This is a genomic window from Bradyrhizobium sp. ORS 111, from assembly GCF_045571485.1.
Taxonomy (GTDB): Bacteria; Pseudomonadota; Alphaproteobacteria; order Rhizobiales; family Xanthobacteraceae; genus Bradyrhizobium.
Map to the genome: position 1 here is coordinate 7,572,954 of NZ_CP120701.1, position 18,794 is coordinate 7,591,747.

The 18,794-nt window shown below is 64.0% G+C and carries 20 protein-coding genes; 1 reads left to right on the forward strand and 19 read right to left on the reverse strand.

The genetic code is table 11. The features are described from left to right. Window position 1 precedes the first annotated feature (1 nt). A complete protein-coding gene (locus tag P6U30_RS35025) occupies window positions 2-985 on the reverse strand; it encodes a hypothetical protein (protein ID WP_407170616.1) in 984 nt (327 codons plus the stop codon). A 297-nt stretch (window positions 986-1,282) separates the two neighbouring features. Here P6U30_RS35025 and P6U30_RS35030 point away from each other — a divergent pair, with 297 nt between their 5' ends. Further along, window positions 1,283-1,444, forward strand: coding sequence for a hypothetical protein (locus P6U30_RS35030; RefSeq protein WP_407149026.1), 162 nt, complete (start codon window positions 1,283-1,285; stop codon window positions 1,442-1,444). 17 nt (window positions 1,445-1,461) lie between these two features. Here the strand turns inward: P6U30_RS35030 and P6U30_RS35035 are convergent, their stop codons facing one another. The 18 genes from P6U30_RS35035 to urtA all read right to left on the reverse strand — a co-directional run bounded on the left by P6U30_RS35035 (window position 1,462) and on the right by urtA (window position 18,347). Further along, the gene (locus tag P6U30_RS35035) at window positions 1,462-2,487 is read right to left on the reverse strand and encodes a cytochrome-c peroxidase (RefSeq protein ID WP_407167228.1); all 1,026 of its coding nucleotides are present in this window, start codon (window positions 2,485-2,487) and stop codon (window positions 1,462-1,464) included. Between the two features lie 198 nt (window positions 2,488-2,685). Next, window positions 2,686-4,350 (reverse strand): HWE histidine kinase domain-containing protein, encoded by a 1,665-nt coding sequence (locus P6U30_RS35040; RefSeq protein WP_407167229.1) that lies wholly within the window; start codon window positions 4,348-4,350, stop codon window positions 2,686-2,688. Between the two features lie 428 nt (window positions 4,351-4,778). Continuing rightward, complete coding sequence (ureG, locus tag P6U30_RS35045) at window positions 4,779-5,411, reverse strand: urease accessory protein UreG (protein WP_407167230.1); 633 nt, start codon at window positions 5,409-5,411, stop codon at window positions 4,779-4,781. A gap of 342 nt (window positions 5,412-5,753) precedes the next feature. Further along, complete coding sequence (locus tag P6U30_RS35050; protein WP_407170617.1) at window positions 5,754-6,491, reverse strand: urease accessory protein UreF; 738 nt, start codon at window positions 6,489-6,491, stop codon at window positions 5,754-5,756. Next, window positions 6,472-7,095 carry an urease accessory protein UreE gene (locus tag P6U30_RS35055; protein WP_407167231.1) on the reverse strand — a complete coding sequence of 208 codons (624 nt, stop codon included), beginning with the start codon at window positions 7,093-7,095 and terminating at the stop codon, window positions 6,472-6,474. The genes P6U30_RS35050 and P6U30_RS35055 overlap by 20 nt, the downstream gene beginning before the upstream one ends. 149 nt (window positions 7,096-7,244) lie before the next feature. Continuing rightward, window positions 7,245-7,544, reverse strand: a complete 300-nt coding sequence (locus P6U30_RS35060) for a putative quinol monooxygenase (RefSeq protein ID WP_407167232.1) — start codon at window positions 7,542-7,544, stop codon at window positions 7,245-7,247. 24 nt (window positions 7,545-7,568) lie between these two features. Beyond that, the gene (locus P6U30_RS35065) at window positions 7,569-7,868 is read right to left on the reverse strand and encodes a putative quinol monooxygenase (protein ID WP_407167233.1); all 300 of its coding nucleotides are present in this window, start codon (window positions 7,866-7,868) and stop codon (window positions 7,569-7,571) included. A 113-nt stretch (window positions 7,869-7,981) separates the two neighbouring features. Continuing rightward, entirely contained in the window at window positions 7,982-9,697 is a 1,716-nt protein-coding gene (gene ureC / locus P6U30_RS35070) for an urease subunit alpha (RefSeq protein WP_407167234.1), read from the reverse strand. A gap of 1 nt (window position 9,698) precedes the next feature. Further along, window positions 9,699-10,253, reverse strand: coding sequence for an HD domain-containing protein (locus P6U30_RS35075; RefSeq protein WP_407167235.1), 555 nt, complete (start codon window positions 10,251-10,253; stop codon window positions 9,699-9,701). A gap of 198 nt (window positions 10,254-10,451) precedes the next feature. Further along, window positions 10,452-10,922, reverse strand: a complete 471-nt coding sequence (locus P6U30_RS35080; RefSeq protein ID WP_407167236.1) for an endonuclease domain-containing protein — start codon at window positions 10,920-10,922, stop codon at window positions 10,452-10,454. A 152-nt stretch (window positions 10,923-11,074) separates the two neighbouring features. Continuing rightward, window positions 11,075-11,380 carry an urease subunit beta gene (locus P6U30_RS35085; RefSeq protein ID WP_066515712.1) on the reverse strand — a complete coding sequence of 102 codons (306 nt, stop codon included), beginning with the start codon at window positions 11,378-11,380 and terminating at the stop codon, window positions 11,075-11,077. A 9-nt stretch (window positions 11,381-11,389) separates the two neighbouring features. Next, the gene (locus tag P6U30_RS35090; protein WP_407167237.1) at window positions 11,390-11,692 is read right to left on the reverse strand and encodes an urease subunit gamma; all 303 of its coding nucleotides are present in this window, start codon (window positions 11,690-11,692) and stop codon (window positions 11,390-11,392) included. 24 nt (window positions 11,693-11,716) lie between these two features. Continuing rightward, a complete protein-coding gene (locus tag P6U30_RS35095; protein WP_407167238.1) occupies window positions 11,717-12,616 on the reverse strand; it encodes an urease accessory protein UreD in 900 nt (299 codons plus the stop codon). A gap of 51 nt (window positions 12,617-12,667) precedes the next feature. Continuing rightward, window positions 12,668-13,363, reverse strand: coding sequence for an urea ABC transporter ATP-binding subunit UrtE (gene urtE / locus P6U30_RS35100; RefSeq protein WP_280982619.1), 696 nt, complete (start codon window positions 13,361-13,363; stop codon window positions 12,668-12,670). Between the two features lie 3 nt (window positions 13,364-13,366). Then, the gene (gene urtD / locus P6U30_RS35105) at window positions 13,367-14,128 is read right to left on the reverse strand and encodes an urea ABC transporter ATP-binding protein UrtD (protein WP_407167239.1); all 762 of its coding nucleotides are present in this window, start codon (window positions 14,126-14,128) and stop codon (window positions 13,367-13,369) included. A gap of 4 nt (window positions 14,129-14,132) precedes the next feature. Beyond that, window positions 14,133-15,302 (reverse strand): urea ABC transporter permease subunit UrtC, encoded by a 1,170-nt coding sequence (gene urtC / locus P6U30_RS35110; protein ID WP_407167240.1) that lies wholly within the window; start codon window positions 15,300-15,302, stop codon window positions 14,133-14,135. Continuing rightward, entirely contained in the window at window positions 15,299-16,879 is a 1,581-nt protein-coding gene (gene urtB / locus P6U30_RS35115; RefSeq protein WP_407170618.1) for an urea ABC transporter permease subunit UrtB, read from the reverse strand. Before urtB ends, urtC begins: the two co-directional genes overlap by 4 nt. 139 nt (window positions 16,880-17,018) lie before the next feature. After that, window positions 17,019-18,347, reverse strand: a complete 1,329-nt coding sequence (urtA, locus tag P6U30_RS35120; protein WP_407149039.1) for an urea ABC transporter substrate-binding protein — start codon at window positions 18,345-18,347, stop codon at window positions 17,019-17,021. Window positions 18,348-18,794: the final 447 nt, after the last annotated feature.

Consider the following 18,794-nt stretch of genomic DNA (forward strand, 5'->3'; position numbering starts at 1 on the left):
CCTACAAGATCGACGTCTTGAACAGCGCGGCGTGACCGGCATAGTAGACGAACAACGTCACCGTCAGCGCCGCGCAAAGGCTGACGGGCGCGAGCCACGCCGCACGAACGTCGCGCGCGGACGTCCGATCGTCGCAGGCGATCGCGAGCAGGACGGCCACGATCGCCGAGTGCCCGATCGTATCGATCTTTCCGAATTCGAAGCATGCGCTGATGAACATCCCGGTCAGCACCACGGCCGCACAGCGCCGGATCAGCGGCGTCCATAGCAGCGCGAAGGCCAGCGTAAATTCCACCATGCCCGCGGCGCGCATGTAGAATTCGTTGTCAAAGCCGAACGTGATGGTGGCGTGCTCGATGAGCAGAGGGAAGCTCCATTCCGGGTAAGCCCATTTTTCGATCGAGGCCCACATCAACGTCACGCCGGCCGAATACCTGACCACATCGAGCGGCGAAATTCCGAATAGATCCTTCTTGAGTCCGACCAGCGCCAGGTAGGCGGCGACGCCGAGAAAGATCGGATAGTCGGCAAGATGAAAGACGCCGTAGTCGTGCACGCCGATTCCGAACAGGATCACGATCCCGACTGCGGACAGCGGCAGTGTACGTCGCGACAGCATGCCGGCGGCGATGCCAAGCTGCAGCACGCCCACGAGAGGCGAGGTCGTCTTCAACTCCGGGGTCAGCAGGATTCCGCCGACGGCCCAGATCGAGATGAAGAAGAAAGCACAGACGGCGCGGATCATCGTCTCCGTGCGCAGCCGCAACGGCTCGGTGATCCGGTCGAGGGCGCGGATCGTTGCCGTACCCAGAGCGGTCGGCTCGATCAGACAGCCGGCGAACAGCCAGAAGACCGCTACGCCGAGCAGCAGTTCGAAATCCTGACAGAGAACATTCTCGAGACCGCGGGGCTGCCCGGCGACATCATAGGCACAGAACCATTTGACGTGCGCCTCGGCCGCTTGCGCCGCTATGACGCAAAACAGAATCCCGAGAATGCACTTGGCGAACACAGAGCGCCCAACCGGTGCCGAACTGGCACCGCGCCCCCACCCATTAAACATTTTAACTACCGCCCAACATCAACGATTTATTCATCTTACATCAAATTTTAACGGTTTTTGCCAGCCAACACCCACTGGTTGTTTCGTGGTTAACAATGCCCGGCAGCCCCCTTCCGCCGCTTTCCGCCAATTATCTCGGATTTTAACTAGTTCCGGCACGGAGCCTCAATTCGACCTGTCGTAATGAAGCGCCGACAAGGCGGACAGGGAGGCCGGTACATGCTCGGAGCGTTGAGCGTCGTGAGCGTCGGGGTAGGGTCGGTGCTGGCCCTCGGGGCAAAACGGTATCCGGAGCGGACCGACGCCCTGGAAATCTGCGCGGGCGCGCTTCTGGTCGTGGGTCTCGGCCTGATGGGATGGGTGCTGCCGAGCGTATCCTGACGCGCGTCAGTCGGCCGTCAGCGCGGCAGCCTTGGCACGGCGGACGGTGGCGAGGATGCGGTCAGCGTCTGAAGGAAGGCGATCAGGTCCTTCTTCTCGCTTGCCGTCAGGGACAGCGGCTTGATGTCCGGCGACCGGCTCGGCCGATCGATCCCGCCCTTGTTGTACAGCTCGATGACGTCTTCCAGGGTCGCGACCGATCCGTCGTGCATATAGGGCCCGCGGCGCGCAACATCGCGCAATGTCGGCGTCTTGAATGCGTACCGCAGCTTCACGGAGGTCGGAAAAAAGCTGCCCCGCCCGATGTCCTTGCCCTTGGCGGTGCCGATGTCCTGAAACGATCCGTCCGAGAAGGACGGGCCGCTGTGGCAGGACGAGCAACGCGCCTTGCCGTTGAAGATTCGAAAACCGTGCTGCGCGGCCGCGCTGATTGCCGCATCGTCTCCGTTGATCCAGCGGTCGAACGGCGCCTCGCCTGCCACAATTGAGCGTTCAAAGGTCGCCAATGAGGCTTCGATCCGCGACCGCGTGATCGCGCCGTCGCCAAAGGCACGGGAGAACGCATCGACGTAACCGGGAATCGCCGAGAGGCGGGCAATCAATTCCGGCTCCGTCATATTCATGTTGGCCGGGCTCTCGATCGGTCCGAATGCGACGGACTCGAGAGTGCCGAACTTGCCGTCCCACCCGAGCGGTTCGATGAAGGCCACGTCGATCAGGGTTGGTGCGCGAAGCGGCAGCCCCTTGGGATCCTCGCCGATGGCACGGGGGAGGCCGTCGGCCCACGACAGCGATGGGTTGTGGCAGGACGCGCATGAGTGCGTCTTCGACCGCGAAAACAGCGGGTCAAAGAACAGCATTTCTCCAAGATCGGATTTCGCCTTGGAATAGGGGTTGCTGCTTGGGAAGGGAACGGCATCTGGCCGGCGATAGCTGGCCCGGACCTTCGCAAGGTCGTCCGGCGTCTCCGTCCCGGTCAAGGCGAACGACAGCCCTGCCGGCAAAATTGCCGCCAGCAAAGTCAGGCTGACCCAAAGCCGCATCGGGGTCCTCAGACGGTATCCTGGTCCATTAGCCTCAAGCATGCTCAATGAAGGTTTAACAATGAGTTGCAAAGCAGCCGGGAGGGCGGCGAATGTCCCAGGGGAGGTTCCGCGGACCGGTCGTAACGCCATTCGCGGCAACGCGAAATGACGGCCACCTGCCCGTGATTGGCCCCCCGGCGCGATACCGCCGGCCCGCTATTTGATTTTGATGGGACGGACCGGGGCCGAGAACTGCTCGGTGCGGTCGCGTTCGGTCATGTCGACGACGGTATCCATCGGCGCGATCAGCTCGTAGACATAGGAGACGTCGGTGAAATAGCGCTTCGCCGTCCCGCCCAGCGCCTCCGGCGCGACGCGATCGAGCAGGATCAGGCCGAAGTCGCTGTCCGGCCGCCGCGTGGCCTCGCTGGTGTTGAACTCCTCCCAGCGGAAATGGAAGATCGCGTCCGCGGCGTCGCCGTTGACTTCCCAATTTGCGACGATGTGCGGGTGCTTGCCGACCAGCGACAGCCCCTCGTCGGAATGCGAGGCAAGCTCGAAGAACAACAGCGACAGCGATTGCGCCGCGCGGGCGCTGACGGTGATGTCGGGGCCGTTCACCGCGATCCGGTCGGCATGCGGGATCGATCGCGATTCGAACAGGCCCTTCAGCTTGACGCCCTGCCACTGGCTCTCGCTAAGCAGCGTCACGACATTCGACATTGCGTGGATGCGGCCGATCAGAAGCTCGCGTGCGACCTCGATGTCGGAACCATGGCGCAGCGTTCGCGTCACAATCGACTGGATCACCGCGAGGATGTTTTTGACGCGATGGTTGAGCTCGTCGATGACAGCGGTCAGCCGCCGCTCGAAGCCGATCCGCACTTCGATCTCGCGGCTCAGACGCAGGTTGTTGTAAGCGACATAGCCGAACAGGCCGCAGACAATGCCGGTCAGTGCGAGTCCGATCGCGGCGACGATGGTCGCGGTCTGCTGCGCGCGCATCGTGGCGTTGCTCTTGGCGTAGTAATCCAGCGACCAGTCACGCCCGCCGAAGGTCACGGTGCGGACCATCGACGGCGCCGGCCCCTCCTGGCGCACCGCGCGCGAGGTGACGACGCCCTGCTCGTTGGCGATGAACTCGTCGTTGGAATCGCGTGGGTCCTTCAGCGCCACCGAAAACAGCGAGGTATCGTCATTGGTCAGCATCAGCGATGACAGCTCGTACGAAAAGGTGATGAAGCCGGCCGGCTCCGACGCGTGCTCCTGGAACACCGGCGCGGCGAGCGCGACGCCGACCGGGCCGTTCTGTCGCAGCAGCGGGATCGGGTCCGACGCAACCGGCTTGGCCTCCGCCATCGCCCGTGCCAGCATCGGGCCGACCACCGAATGGCGATCGAACGCGCGGCCCGGGATGCTCAGGGTTTCCTGGTTGCGCGGCTCGACGTCCATCAGCACGTTGATCGGCCGGTCGAGCGCCTTGAGATCGAGCGGCTGATCGTCGAAGTCGCGGATCGACGGGTTGGTGAAGCCCGCGGCTTTCAGCTCCGCCACAGCCGCCGACAGCTCGTTCGGCTTCAGCCGCGCAATCCAGGCGGCGACAACGAAATCGGTCTTGAAAGCGTAGATCGCCGAGCGCAGCGGCTGCAGCATATTGGCCTTCACCGTCGAGGGCGAGCGGAACAGTCCCGAAGCCACCCGTGCCAGCAGCTCGCGCTCGGTCAGACGGTCCTGCACCAGGCTGGCGTGGACATCGATCGCCCGCGCCAGCGCGATGCTGTCGAGCGCGAGCTCCTGATCGTGCACACGATAGGCCGCGAGACCGGACAGCAGCACTCCGATCAGCGCGATCAAGGCAACGATAAAGCCCAGCCGAACCACTCGCTTACTCGGCAATCAGGGGGTGACAGAAGGCGATGGAAGGCATCTGAAGTCTGCGGGGGCGGCGACAAATCAGGGTGCGATGAACGCCAATCGCTGCGGAATATGGAGTAGCGATCATCGGTACGCAACAAGAGCTGCTCGGCAACATTAACGCCGACGCCACTGGCTGATCTGTGGCGACGCCAGAGATTGCTAATCGGCGAACTGGGAAATTGTTCCGGCGATTGCGCAGCTTTTTTGCGGCAAGCGGATGCGCGGCCTGCCAAATCCGCCATGCTGGCGAGGCCGCGCAACCGGCCGTCTCAAAGCAGGCTACCGAGCGGGCCGTTCATCCTACGAGCCACGCCTGCCGCGCTGCTCCAGCGAGAAAGACGAAGCCCCTGCGCGAGGATGACGGGCCGGCGTCAGGGAGCCCGCCACAATGATTAACGACCGGCCGCCTGCGACCGAAGGCCGCCCTTGCTCTCGATGAAGCTTATGATGCGATCGAGGCCGTCGCTCTTCTTCAGGTTGGTCATCACGAAGGGCCGCTCGCCACGCATTCGCCTGGCGTCGGTGTCCATCTTTTCCAGCGACGCGCCGACATAGGGGGCGAGGTCGATCTTGTTGATCACCAGCAGGTCGGACCGCGTGATCCCGGGACCGCCCTTGGAGGGAATCTTGTCGCCCGCGGCAACGTCGATGACATAGATCGTCAGGTCGGCCAATTCCGGCGAGAACGTCGCGGCGAGGTTGTCGCCGCCGGATTCGATCAGCACCAGGTCAAGATTGGGAAACTTGGCCCGCATGTCGGCGACCGCCGCGAGATTCATCGAAGCATCCTCGCGGATCGCGGTGTGCGGGCAGCCGCCGGTCTCGACGCCCGCGATACGATCCGACGTCAGCGACCCCGACCGCACCAGGAACTCGGCATCCCATTTGGTGTAGATGTCGTTGGTGATCGCGGCGATGTCGTAGCGTTCACGCATTGCCTTGCAGAGCAGATCCATCAGCGCGGTCTTGCCGGAGCCGACCGGGCCGCCGACACCGACGCGCAACGGACCGTGGGAAGTGGGCATGTGAGATTCTCTCTCCGTTATCGTCGTCCCTGCGAAAGCAGGGACCCATAGCCACCGAATTCCATTGGTGTAAACGGCTGGGGGCCCAACCTCGCATACCCACAAAGGCCTGTGGTTAAGGGTCCCCGCTTTCGCGCTAGGGCATCTACATGTCTTCCGGAGTCTTCTCAACGACTTAGCTTAGCAACGCAGAGAAACGCCGCACTTTTGCTAAGCTCTGCTCGCGAAATGGCGTCATCGAGTGGCAAGCAAGTCCTTGATCGAGAGTCACTTTTCGGTCCGGAAAAGATGTGTAGATGCCCTAGCGCTTTCGCGGGGACGACAGCTGGATTGTGTCGCACATCATGACCGGAACAGCCTCGTATACTGCGTCTCGTGGCGCAAGCTTGCGAGATCGGCGCGGAAGGTCGCGCTGCCGAGATCGTCGAGCGATGCCGCCGCAGCTCGCCGCGCGGTCGCTGTCACATCAGGCTCGAGATCGGCCAGCACGCGCTGGCTGTCGGTTTGCCCGAGTGGGATCAGCCGGCTGCCCGCGGAAATCCAGTTCGACACCACGGCGTGGAGGAAGGCGTGCAGCGATGGCGCGAGCCGGATGCGGTGCGCCGCGCTGACGAGGCCGACGGCGACCGGATAGACGATCGGGCCGCCGCAGGCCGCAATGATCGCGTCGAGGCCGGGTGAACTCCAGGCCGCCCGCGCAATGTCGATGAAGGCGCGGCCCTGCGTCGTGGTCTCGAGCTGCCGTTCGCGCGACGGTGCAAGCGCAGCCGCGAGCTCGGCCACTTCGCTCAATGCGGCATGATCCTGATCGGACACCGCGCGATGGCTTTGCGCCAGCAAGACGCTGTCGCAGAAGCCGCTGCCGTCGGTCAGCATCGCCGCCAGCCAGCCGCGGAGCGATGCGGCGTCCGTAATGTCGCCGGCCTCCACCGCCCATTCGATGCCGCTGGAATAGGAGAACGCGCCGACTGGAAACGACGGCGACAGCCATGTCATCAGCCGGTACAGCGCCCCCGACTCGCCCTCCGTCATCCCGTCGCTGACCGCGGCGGGAGCCGGCTCATTTGTGGTCATGAGCATGGGAGTGGTCGTGATGGTGATGATGATCGTGACCACAATGGGCGTCGTGGTGGTGATCATCGCCGTGACGATGATCATGGGCATGATGGTGATCATGGCCATGATCACGCGCATGGCCGCGGGCGTGATCGTGCCCGGTATGGCCGTGTGCATGCGGCTCCTCGGCATGCCCGTGCCCGGCATAAGCCCCGCCTTCGGGATCGAACGGCGCTTCGATCTCGATGACGCGGGCGCCCAGTCCCTTCACCATCGCCTCGATCACGTGATCCCTGCGGATGCGCAGGCCCTTCGGCATGATCTGCGTCGGCAGATGGCGGTTGCCGAGATGCCAGGCGACCCGGATCAGGTGATGCGGATCGCTGCCGCGGATTTCCACCAGCGGCTCCGGAGCGGCGACCACCTCGATGAGGCGGCCATCCTCCAGCACCAGCGCATCGCCGCCGCGCAACGCCACGGCGGCCTCGAGATCGAGCAGGAACTCAAGCCCGCGCGTCCCCGTCATCGCCATCCGCCGCCGGTGCCGGTCGTCGAAATCGAGCACGACGGTGTCGGCCGGCGGCTCCTTCCAGCGGTAAAGTCCCAGAACCCTGGTCGCGCGGATCATGCTCGTCTGCCTCGATATCCCGACGTTCGGTGGCTTCATCACTCGAGACGGCGCTTCGCGCCTCCTCAGGATGAGGTCTTAGATCCTCATGGTGAGGAGCGCGGCGCTGCCGCGCGCCTCGGACCATGGGGCCACCAAACGGGTCCACATTAGAACTTCTCGACCTTGCCGTCGCTGATGATCTCGATCACCGTCGGCCCGGTCTTCATTTGCGACGAATATTCCCGCCACACTTTCATGTGCGGTGCGCGAGCATGCGCATTGAGATCGTCGCGGCTCTCCCAGCGCTCGACCACCACATAGAGGTTTGGATCGTTGACGCTGACATGGCCGTCATAGGCGAGGCAGCCCTTCTCCTTGCGGGTCTCGACCGTGCAGTCCTTGTGCCCCTTGATGAAGTCCTCGCGGCTCTCCGGTTTCATCGGCGTGGTGGCGATGACATAGATCATGGATTGGCTCCTTGTTCTTCTTGACTAGCGGACGTCGACCTTCTCGGGCGTGATCACCTCGATCTTCGGCGGCGCGGCCATGCATTTCACCGCGACCCGGCCGAACGTCTTCATGTGCTCGGCGGCGCGATGCGGCACCAGCGCCTCGGCATTTTCCCACTGCTCGACGAACACCATCTTGCTGTTGTCGGTGACGCTCTCATGCAGGTCGTAGGCGATATTGCCCGCCTCCTTGCGGGTCTCCTTGATGCAGGCCGTTGCCGCGGCGATGAATTCGGCGCGGATCTCGGGCTTGATGGTCAGCGTGGCAACGACGTAAATCACGGAAATTCCTCCCGGTTTTCTTTTCTGGCTGGAGTCTTATTTTTTGACGCGTTTTCTTTCCGCGAACCGGAAATCCACTTCGCTCGAAAACGCTCTGGTTACCGGGAGCGGTTTTAGAACATAAAGTAACGCTGTGCCATGGGCAGCACCTCCGCCGGCGCGCAGGTCAGGAGCTCGCCGTCTGCGCGTACCTCATAGGTCTCGGGATCGACCTCGATCTCGGGGGTGGCATCGTTGTGGATCATGCTCTTCTTGGAAATCTTGCCGCGGGTGTTCTGCACCGCGTAGAGCTTTTTGCTGATGCCGAGCTTGCGGGCGAGGCCGCCCGCTGCGGCCGCCTTCGACGTGAACACCACCGATGAGGCGGTGAGCGACTTGCCGAACGCGGCGAACATCGGCCGGTAGTGCACCGGCTGCGGCGTCGGGATCGACGCGTTGGGATCGCCCATCGGAGCGGCCACGATCGAGCCGCCCTTGATGATGCAGTCCGGCTTGACGCCGAAGAAGGCCGGCGACCACAGCACGAGGTCGGCGAGCTTGCCCTTCTCGATCGAGCCGATCAGCTTCGACACGCCATGCGCGATCGCAGGATTGATGGTGTATTTGGCGATGTAGCGCTTGACGCGGAAATTGTCGTTGTCGTTGCCCTTGTCCTGCGGTAGCGCCCCGCGCTGCTTCTTCATCTTGTCGGCGGTCTGCCACGTGCGGATGATGACTTCGCCGAGCCGGCCCATTGCCTGCGAGTCCGACGACATCATCGAGAGCGCGCCGAGATCGTGCAGGATGTCTTCGGCAGCGATGGTCTCCTTGCGGATCCGGCTCTCGGCGAAGGCGAGGTCTTCGGCGATCGAGGGATCGAGGTGATGGCACACCATCAGCATGTCCAGATGCTCATCGATGGTATTGCGGGTGAATGGCCGCGTCGGGTTGGTCGAGGACGGCAGCACGTTCTTCAGGCCGGCGATCTTGATGATGTCGGGCGCGTGGCCGCCGCCGGCGCCTTCGGTGTGGAAGGCATGGATGGTGCGCCCCTTGAACGCCTTCACCGTATCCTCGACGAAGCCGGATTCGTTCAGCGTGTCCGAATGCAGCATCACCTGGACATCGTGATCGTCGGCGACCGAGAGGCAGGTGTCGATCGCCGACGGCGTGGTGCCCCAATCCTCGTGCAGCTTCAGCGCGCAGGCGCCGGCCTTGACCATCTCGACCAGCGCCGCCGGGCGCGACGAGTTGCCCTTGCCCGAGATGCCGAGATTGACCGGAAAGGCATCGAACGACTGGATCATCCGGCCCATGTGCCACGGGCCGGGCGTGCAGGTGGTGGCGAAGGTGCCGTGCGACGGGCCGGTGCCGCCCCCTAACATCGAGGTGACGCCGCTCATCAGCGCATGCTCGATCTGCTGCGGGCAGATGAAATGGATGTGGCTGTCGAATCCGCCGGCGGTGAGGATCTTGCCCTCGCCCGCGATCACATCGGTGCCCGGACCGATCACGATGGTGACGTTGGGCTGGATGTCGGGATTGCCGGCCTTGCCGATCGCGGCGATCATCCCGTCCTTGATCGCGACGTCAGCCTTGACGATGCCCCAGTGGTCGACAACCAGCGCATTGGTGATGACGGTGTCGGCAGCGCCCTGCGCGTTGGTCGCCTGCGACTGCCCCATGCCGTCGCGGATCACCTTGCCGCCGCCGAACTTCACCTCTTCGCCATAGGTGGTGAGATCCTTCTCGACCTCGATGATCAGGTCGGTGTCGGCGAGCCGCACCTTGTCGCCGGTGGTCGGGCCAAACATGTCGGCATAGACGGAACGCTTGATCTTGACGGCCATGTCAGCCCCCTGCTTCTGCGAGCGCAGCCCTTGCGCGCGCAACGGTGTCGTCGAAAATGCGGTCAAGCCGCGGATTGATGCCCCGGCAACCTGCGGCCACCTGCTCGGCCCAGGCTGCATAATCGGCGAGATCGGCGCGCTCGTCCTGGCTTGGATGCGGCACAATCCGCGCACCGATATTGCTGACCTTGTCGGCGATCTTGATCAGCTTCGCGCCAGGCGATTTGTGCGTGGCGTCCTCGATCTGCTTTTGCCGGCGCGCAGGCTTCGAAAGGCTCATGTCGTCGGTGCATTCGACGACGAACGAGGCGACGCTCTCGCTGAATTCACGCGCCAGTTCCTCGCGGGTGGTCCCGGTGTCCTCGATGGTGTCGTGCAGCCAGCCCGCCGCCACCAGCTCGGCATCGGCGCCATCGGTGACGGCGGCGAGCAGGTTCGCAACCTCGGCAAGATGGTTGATATAGGGCTCGCTCCCCCGCCCCTTGCGCGCCATCCCGTTATGACGGCGCGCAGCAAACTCGGCAGCTTCGGAGATCAGACGGATCGCGGGGAGCATCGGCTTACGGCGCTCCGTTTCGATTGTACTCGCACTTGGCGCAGGATCGAGAAGTAACTTCCGTCAGCGCTCGGGGCTTACCCCTCTCCCCAGCCCTCCCCCGCATCCGCCTTCGCCGAGGCTTCGGCGGACAAGAGGAGGGAGGGAGCCTGACCGACGTGCTCACCTCACTGCACCTCACCGCTTCTCTCCATCGCATCACTGCTCCTCCGCGCCAGCGCGAGCAAGTGGATCGCCATCAGATGTAAGGGAATCACCGGCGGAAGGGTTCCCTCCCCCCTTGCGGGGGAGGGTTAGGGAGAGGGGTGCCGCTTGCTCGGCCGCTTCCATGATGCTCAGCGCCACACCTTCCAGATTTCTCAACACGTCGTCGTTGGTGAAACGCAGGACCCGATAGCCGCGCGACGCGAACCATTGATCGCGCCGTTCGTCGCGCCTGATGCGTTCCTCGAAATCGTGGCTCTCGCCGTCGACCTCGACCACGAGCTTGCAGGAATGCGCGACGAAATCGGCGATGTAGTTGCCGATCGGGGTCTGGCGACGGAACCCCAGCCCTGCGAGACGGTCGGCCTTCAAGTGACGCCACAGCAGCATTTCCGCGCGCGTCATGGTACGGCGGAGCTGTTTGGCGCGAGTGCGCTGACTGTCGCCTACCTGAGTATGCGGCATACCCCTCTCCCCACCTTCAGCGCAACCTCCACTGCCGGAGTTCGGGGCTTACCCCTCTCCCCACCCCTCCCCCGCAAGGGGGGAGGGAGCCCGCCCGCGGTGCTCACCTCACCGTCGATTATCGCCAAAGTTCTCATCGCGTCAGGTCAAGCTCACAACTTGCCCTTCACCTCGGCGCGGAAGCCGTGGATCACGCGCTTGCCGGCGAGCGCCACGAGCTGGACGTCGCGGGTCTGGCCGGGCTCGAAGCGGACGGCGGTGCCGGCGGCGATGTCGAGGCGCATGCCGCGAGCGCGCTTGCGGTCGAATTTCAGCGCCGGGTTGGTCTCGAAGAAATGATAGTGCGAGCCGACCTGGATCGGCCGGTCGCCGGTGTTGGCGACCGACAGCGTCACGGTCTTGCGGCCGGCATTGAGCTCGATCTCGCCGTCCTTGATGAAGAGTTCACCGGGGATCATGTCGCGCTCCTATCGGATCGGGTCGTGCACGGTGACGAGCTTGGTCCCATCGGGAAATGTCGCCTCGACCTGGATGTCGTGGATCATCTCGGGGATGCCGTCCATCACCTGATCGCGGGTCAGCACCTTGGCGCCGGCCTGCATCAGCTCGGCGACCGTGCGCCCGTCGCGCGCACCCTCGACGATGAAGTCGGTGATCAACGCGATAGCCTCGGGATGGTTCAGCTTGACGCCGCGCTCGAGCCGGCGGCGCGCTACCATGGCCGCCATCGAGACCAGGAGCTTGTCCTTTTCGCGGGGAGACAAATTCATGCGAGCACTCTGTCGTTCAGGGACCTAGTTGAGCCACAGCCGCGGCAGCGCGGCGATGGAGGCACGACCGAGCACAGCGATCATGTCGGCGCGCAGCCGGGTGGCATCTTGGGCACAGAAGCGCGCCATTGCAAAGCCATTCCAGGCGGAGATGCCGACTTCGCCGCCGAAGCTCTCGGATGCCTCGCGGATGCGCTCGACCAACGCCGTGTCTCCAGGCACGATCAGCGCGGTGCCGATCGCCGTGCCGCCGCCGGCGACCGCAGGCTTGGCGAGTTTCTCGCCGATCTCGCCCTCGAGACGGACCGTCTCGGCAAACACCAGGCGGCCGCCGCGGCGCATCCGCCAGCGGTCGATGAACTCGCCATGGCGCATGGTCTCGCCCATCGCGGCGCGGCCGAACACCACGATCTCGCAGAGCAAGAGCGAAGCATCTTCGGCAAGATCGATGTCGAAGCGGCGCTGGATGCGGGCGCGATCGAACAGGATCGTCTCCTGCGGCAGCCAGGCGAGATGTGCGCCCGGCCCTGCCTTCAGCGCGATATTCAGCCGAGCGGCCGCGCTCTCATTTTGCGTGGACGCGTTTTCTTCACGCGAACCGGTACCCACTTCGCTCGAAAACGCTGTCGATGCGCGATAGACCTTTTCTGCCGCGGCCGTGGTCAGCGTCAGGCGAGCCTCCTCACCGGCCGTGATCGCGATCTCGAAGTGGTCGCCGCCTGCAATGCCGCCGGCGGTGTTGACGAACATCGCCGACAGGCCGTCGTCCTCCGGTGACGGGAAGCGCACCCGCAGCGAGCCCGACTCGTGCAGATCGCCGCGCCGGGTGACGCCGTCCTTGCTGTGCACGTCGAACCGCACCGTGCCCTGGGCGCGGTTGGCTGCGAACGTCGCCGCCGCTGCACCTGCGATCCCGATCCGCATTCCCCCAAAGGCTCCCTCGCGCGCGCCGCAAGACGCGGCGCCACATCGTGTTCACAGCGCCATCTGGCGGCTGATCTCGGCGGGATCGAGGTTCGCGCGGTCGCAGGCATATTTCACCGCACCCCGGTCCATCACGGCAAAACTGTCGCCGAGTTCGCAGGCAAAGTCGAGATATTGTTCGACCAGCACGATCGCGATGTTGCCGAGGTTGCGCAGATAAGAGATGGCGCGGCCGATATCCTTGATGATCGAGGGCTGGATGCCCTCGGTCGGCTCGTCGAGCAGCAGCAGCTTTGGCCGCATCACCAGCGCGCGGCCGATCGCGAGCTGTTGCTGCTGGCCGCCGGAGAGGTCGCCGCCGCGGCGGCCGAGCATGGTCTCCAACACCGGAAACAGCGAGAACACGTCGTCGGGGATGTTGCGGTCCTCGCGCTTCAGTGGGCCGAAGCCGGTCCTCAGGTTTTCTTCCACCGTGAGCAGCGGAAAGATCTCGCGGCCCTGCGGCACGAAGCCGATGCCGCGCCGCGCCCGCTCATAGGGCTTCAGCGCGGTGATGTCCTTGCCGTCGAAATTGATCGCGCCGGAGGCGATCGGATACTGCCCGACCATGGCGCGCAGCAGCGAAGTCTTGCCGACGCCGTTGCGCCCGAGCACACAGGTCACCTTGCCAGGCTCGGCGGTCAGCGAGACGCCGCGCAAGGCCTGCGCCGCGCCGTAATAGAGGTTGATGTTGTCGACCTTCAGCATCGCTTAACGCCCCAGATACACTTCGACCACCCGCTCGTTCGACGACACCTGGTCGATGGTGCCCTCCGCCAGCACCGAGCCCTCGTGCAGGCAGGTCACCTTGACGCCAAGCTCGCGGACGAAGGTCATGTCGTGCTCGACCACCATGATAGTGTGGTTCTTGTTGATCTGCTTGAGCAGCTCGGCGGTCAGATGGGTCTCGACATCGGTCATGCCGGCGACCGGTTCATCGACCAGCAGCACCTTCGGGTCCTGCGCCAGCAGCATGCCGATCTCGAGCCATTGCTTCTGGCCGTGCGACAGGCTGCCGGCAAGGCGGTTGCGCGCATCGGTCAGGCGAATGGTCTCGAGCACCTTGTCGATCCGTTCGGACTCGGCCTTGCTGCCGCGCCAAAACAGGGTGCCGCGAACGGAATGATCGACATTGAGCGCGAGCAGCAGATTGTCCTGCACGGTCTGGCTCTCGAACACCGTCGGCTTCTGGAATTTCCGGCCGATGCCGAGCTCGGCGATGCGGGTCTCGTCCAGCCGGGTCAGGTCGACGGTGCCGTCGAACAGCACCGTACCCTCGTCCGGCTTGGTCTTGCCGGTGATGATGTCCATCATCGTGGTCTTGCCGGCGCCGTTCGGACCGATGATCGCCCGCATCTCGCCGGGCTCGAGCGTCAGCGACAGGTTGTTGATGGCGTGGAAGCCGTCGAACGAGACGTGCACGCCGTCGAGATAGAGCATGGCCGAGGTGGCGCGGGTATCCATCACGTTCATGGGCCTACTCCGCCATCTTCGGTGCGCCGACGCCGTCCTCGCGCGCGGCACTCTCGGCATCGGGCCAATCGCGCTGCGCCTTCCACGGCTCCCACCAGGAATTGAAGGTGCCGACGATGCCCTTGGGCAATAGCAACGTGACCAGGATGAACAGCGCGCCCAGCATGAACAGCCAGTACGGCGCGAGCGGCCCTGAGGTGAAGTAGGTCTTGGCGTAGTTGACGACGATAGCGCCGATCGCAGCGCCGACCAGCGTGCCGCGGCCGCCGACCGCGACCCAGATCACGGCCTCGATCGAGTTGCCCGGCGCGAACTCGCTCGGATTGATGATGCCGACCTGCGGCACATAGAGCGCGCCGGCGACGCCGGCCATGCAGGCCGACAGCGTGAATACGAACAGCTTATAGGATTCGACGCGGTAGCCGAGGAAGCGGGTGCGGCTCTCGGCGTCGCGCACCGCGATCAGCACCTTGCCGAGCTTCGAAGTCACGACCGTACGGCAGATCGCGAAGGCGATGATCAGCGCGAGGCAGCTCAAAAGGAACAGCGCGCAGCGCGTGCCCTCGGCCTGGACATTGAAGCCGAGGATGTCCTTGAAGTCGGTCAGGCCGTTGTTGCCGCCGAAGCCGAAATCGTTGCGGAAGAAGCCGAGCAGCAGCGCATAGGTCATCGCCTGCGTGATGATCGAGAGATAGACCCCGGTGACGCGGGAGCGGAAGGCGAGCCAGCCGAAACAGAAGGCGAGCAGCCCCGGCACCAGCAGCACCATCAGCGCCGCGAACCAAAACTTGTCGAAGCCGTGCCAGTACCAGGGCAGCTTGTCCCAGTTCAGGAACACCATGAAGTCGGGCAGAATCGGGTTGCCGTAGACGCCGCGGCTGCCGATCTGGCGCATCAGGTACATGCCCATGGCGTAGCTGCCGAGCGCGAAGAACGCGCCGTGGCCGAGCGAGAGGATGCCGCAATAGCCCCAGATCAGATCGATCGAGAGCGCCAGGATGGCGTAGCAGACATACTTGCCCCACAGCGCCACCAGATAGGTCGGCACATGGAGCACCGAGCCCTGCGGCAACAGCAGGTTGGACAGCGGGATCAGCACGCCGAGACCGGCGACGATCAGGATGAAGCTGGTCGCGGCGCGGTCCAGCGAACGGGTGAGGATGTGCGGGCTCATGCTTCCACCGCCCGTCCCTTGAGCGCGAACAGGCCGCGCGGTCGCTTCTGGATGAACAGGATGATCAGCACCAGGATCGCGATCTTGCCGAGCACCGCGCCGGCCACCGGCTCCAGGAACTTGTTGGCGATGCCGAGCGTGAAGGCGCCGACCAGCGTGCCCCAGAGATTGCCGACGCCGCCGAACACCACGACCATGAAGCTGTCGATGATGTAGCTCTGGCCGAGATTGGGGCTGACATTGTCGATCTGCGACAGCGCCACACCGGCAATACCGGCGATCCCGGAGCCGAGCCCGAAGGTCAGGGCATCGACCCGCGAGGTGGCGATCCCCATCGAGGCCGCCATGCGCCGGTTCTGCGTCACCGCGCGCATCTCGAGCCCGAGTGCGGTGTAGCGCAGCATCGCGAGCAGGATGGCGAACACCGCGAGCGTGAAGCAGAGGATCCAGAGCCGGTTATAGGTGATGGTGATCTGGCCGAGCTCGAACGCGCCGCTCATCCAGGATGGGTTGCCGACCTCGCGGTTGGTCGGCCCGAACACCGTGCGCACCGCCTGCTGCAACACCAGCGACAGGCCCCAGGTCGCGAGCAGGGTTTCCAGCGGGCGGCCGTAGAGGAAGCGGATGATGGTGCGCTCGATCAATACGCCGATGCCGCCCGCGACCAGGAAGGCGAGCGGCACAGCGATGAACAGCGAATAGTCGAACAGAGCGGGATAGCGGCCGCGGATCACCTCCTGCACGACGAAGGTGGTGTAGGCGCCGAGCATCACCATCTCGCCATGGGCCATGTTGATGACGCCCATCACGCCGAAGGTGATGGCAAGCCCGATCGCGGCGAGCAGCAGCACCGAACCGAGCGAGATGCCGTACCAGGCGTTCTGCACCGCCGACCACATTGCGAGATTGCTCTGGATCGAGGAGATCGCGGAGCTGGCGGCTTTTGCGACCAGCGGCGGCTGGTCGGTGCCGACATCGTTGAGCAGCGCCAGCGCCTCCTGGTCGCCGCGCGCCTTGATCACGGCGACGGCGTCGAGCTTGTCGCTGTCGGACGCATCGGACTTGAACAGGATGATGGCGGCACGCGCCTCGGCGAAGGCTTGCCTGATCGATTTGTTGGTCTCCTTGGCAAGCGCGCCCTCCACGGTCGGCAGCAGATTCTCCTCGTGGCTCTTGAACACCGATTGCGCGGCGGCAAGCCGCTTGGCCGGATCCGGTGACAACAAGGTCAGACCGCCGAGCGCGGCCGCTATGGTGCGGCGCAGGCGGTTGTTGACGCGGACATCCGCGACGTTGTCCGGCAGCTTGTCGACGGCGGCGCCGGTCGCGGCGTCGATGATCTTGCCGTCGCTCCGCGTGACGAACACCTTCTTGGTGTCCGGATCGGCCGACAGCCGGCCATCCTGCAGCGCGCCGAGGATCGGCGATGCCAGCGGATTGCCCGAGGATGCGACCTCGCCGATCGCAGCTTCAGTGTCAGAGAAGTCGTCATTGGCGAATTTGGCGACCGAATCCTCGAACGGCCCAGCGAGCGCCGGCGCGACGAGGCAGGTCAGCAGCAGGACAGATAGCAGCAGCGCGCGAACGCGGTCAAAACAATCAACAAGCACGTCGATAACCCCGGCAGGAGTGTGAGGAGAAGGCGGCGAGCGATGCCGCCTTCTCCGGTGTCTTGGAAGGTCGTGTTGTGTCGTGGATCAGCTCAGAAGCACCGACTTAGGAGCCCTGGCCGCCGCACTTGTTGGTCTTGGTGTTCCAGTTGCCGCACTTCTTGCCGACCCAATCGCCGATCAGGTCCTTGGAGCCCTCGAGCTCCTTCGACCAGGCGTCGCCGGCCACCAGACCCGGGGTCTTCCAGACCACGTCGAACTGGCCGTTGCCCTTGATCTCGCCGATGAACACCGGCTTGGTGATGTGGTGGTTCGGCAGCATCTTCGACACACCGCCGGTCAGGTTCGGCGCCTCGATACCGGGGAGCGCGTCGATCACCTTGTCCGGATCGGTCGACTTCACCTTCTCGACCGCCTTCACCCACATGTTGAAGCCGATGTAGTGCGCCTCCATCGGATCATTGGTCACGCGCTTCGGGTTCTTGGTATAGGCCTGCCATTCCTTGATGAACTTCTCGTTCGCCGGCGTCTTGATCGACTCGAAGTAGTTCCAGGCGGCGAGATGGCCGACCAGCGGCTTGGTGTCGATGCCGGCGAGCTCTTCCTCACCGACCGAGAACGCGACCACCGGGATGTCGGTCGCCTTGATGCCCTGGTTGCCGAGCTCCTTGTAGAACGGAACGTTGGCGTCGCCGTTGATGGTGGAGACCACGGCGGTCTTCTTGCCGGCCGAGCCGAAGGTCTTGATCTTGGAGACTTCGGTCTGCCAGTCGGAGAAGCCGAACGGCGTGTAGTTGATCATGATGTCATCGGGCGCAACGCCCTTCGACTTCAGATAGGCCTCGAGGATCTTGTTGGTGGTGCGCGGGTAGACATAGTCGGTGCCTTCAAGCACCCAGCGCTTCACCTTCTCTTCCTTCATCAGGTAATCGACAGCCGGGATCGCCTGCTGGTTCGGCGCCGCGCCGGTGTAGAACACGTTGCGCTCGGACTCTTCGCCCTCGTACTGCACGGGATAGAACAGGATGTTGTTCAGCTCCTTGAACACCGGGAGCACGGACTTGCGCGACACCGAGGTCCAGCAGCCGAACACGACCGCGACCTTGTCCTTGGTAATCAGCTCACGCGCCTTTTCCGCAAACAGCGGCCAGTTCGATGCGGGGTCGACCACGACGGCCTCGAGCTTCTTGCCGAGCACGCCGCCCTTCTTGTTCTGCTCGTCGATCAGGAAAAGGATCGTGTCCTTCAGCGTGGTCTCGCTGATGGCCATGGTGCCGGAAAGCGAATGGAGAACGCCAACCTTGATGGTGTCGTCGGCCGCTTGCGCGGGCGAGAACGGCGAGGACGCAGCCAGACCCAAAACCAGGCCGGCCGTCGCCGCGAGGGCGCGGCGACGGGTCATCGTCGCTATATCGTGAGTAAGCTGAGTAAGCATGAAATGTCATCTCCCTGACGCAGGCGTGAACGCTGCGAAACGGCCCGTCTGGCCGCCTGCGGTTAAGGGAATCGCAAGAACCGTGCCACGGGCTGTGCACGCGATAAGCCAATGAACCAGTTAGATAATTTCACGAGTTCCGGGGAAATACGGAAATCGACTGCCCATTCATTGGGCCGCGCAAATGGACGCCGAAAGGGCAATCTGATTATTTTATGAGCAAATTTGGCCTTTTGGCTAAATTTCCGGCACGCACCCGCGTCAGTGTGCACGACGATCGGGCTGGGCGATCCACGATCTCGCATTTGCGGCATCTTGAAAGCGCCGTGTTCCTGGGCCATATCTGAGGCGTCGCCGCGAGAATCGCGGAGCGACCCGCGAGCTGCGTGTTCCTGGCCGTCTCAACGGCTTCTGGCTCGCCCTATCAGCCAACCCAGCCAGATGCCC

Bases quoted from the DNA above. Each gene is read 5' to 3' on its own strand.
- P6U30_RS35090 (WP_407167237.1), bottom strand. From the start codon at position 11,692: ATGAATTTGTCTCCCCGCGAAAAGGACAAGCTCCTGGTCTCGATGGCG.
- P6U30_RS35050 (WP_407170617.1), bottom strand. From the start codon at position 6,491: ATGCTCATGACCACAAATGAGCCGGCTCCCGCCGCGGTCAGCGACGGG.
- P6U30_RS35080 (WP_407167236.1), bottom strand. From the start codon at position 10,922: ATGCCGCATACTCAGGTAGGCGACAGTCAGCGCACTCGCGCCAAACAG.
- P6U30_RS35075 (WP_407167235.1), bottom strand. From the start codon at position 10,253: ATGCTCCCCGCGATCCGTCTGATCTCCGAAGCTGCCGAGTTTGCTGCG.
- ureC (WP_407167234.1), bottom strand. From the start codon at position 9,697: ATGGCCGTCAAGATCAAGCGTTCCGTCTATGCCGACATGTTTGGCCCG.
- P6U30_RS35060 (WP_407167232.1), bottom strand. From the start codon at position 7,544: ATGATCTATGTCATCGCCACCACGCCGATGAAACCGGAGAGCCGCGAG.
- urtE (WP_280982619.1), bottom strand. From the start codon at position 13,363: ATGCTGAAGGTCGACAACATCAACCTCTATTACGGCGCGGCGCAGGCC.
- urtD (WP_407167239.1), bottom strand. From the start codon at position 14,128: ATGAACGTGATGGATACCCGCGCCACCTCGGCCATGCTCTATCTCGAC.
- P6U30_RS35085 (WP_066515712.1), bottom strand. From the start codon at position 11,380: ATGATCCCCGGTGAACTCTTCATCAAGGACGGCGAGATCGAGCTCAAT.
- P6U30_RS35035 (WP_407167228.1), bottom strand. From the start codon at position 2,487: ATGCGGCTTTGGGTCAGCCTGACTTTGCTGGCGGCAATTTTGCCGGCA.
- ureG (WP_407167230.1), bottom strand. From the start codon at position 5,411: ATGCCCACTTCCCACGGTCCGTTGCGCGTCGGTGTCGGCGGCCCGGTC.
- urtA (WP_407149039.1), bottom strand. From the start codon at position 18,347: ATGCTTACTCAGCTTACTCACGATATAGCGACGATGACCCGTCGCCGC.
- P6U30_RS35095 (WP_407167238.1), bottom strand. From the start codon at position 12,616: ATGCGGATCGGGATCGCAGGTGCAGCGGCGGCGACGTTCGCAGCCAAC.
- P6U30_RS35030 (WP_407149026.1), top strand. From the start codon at position 1,283: ATGCTCGGAGCGTTGAGCGTCGTGAGCGTCGGGGTAGGGTCGGTGCTG.
- P6U30_RS35055 (WP_407167231.1), bottom strand. From the start codon at position 7,095: ATGATCCGCGCGACCAGGGTTCTGGGACTTTACCGCTGGAAGGAGCCG.
- urtC (WP_407167240.1), bottom strand. From the start codon at position 15,302: ATGAGCCCGCACATCCTCACCCGTTCGCTGGACCGCGCCGCGACCAGC.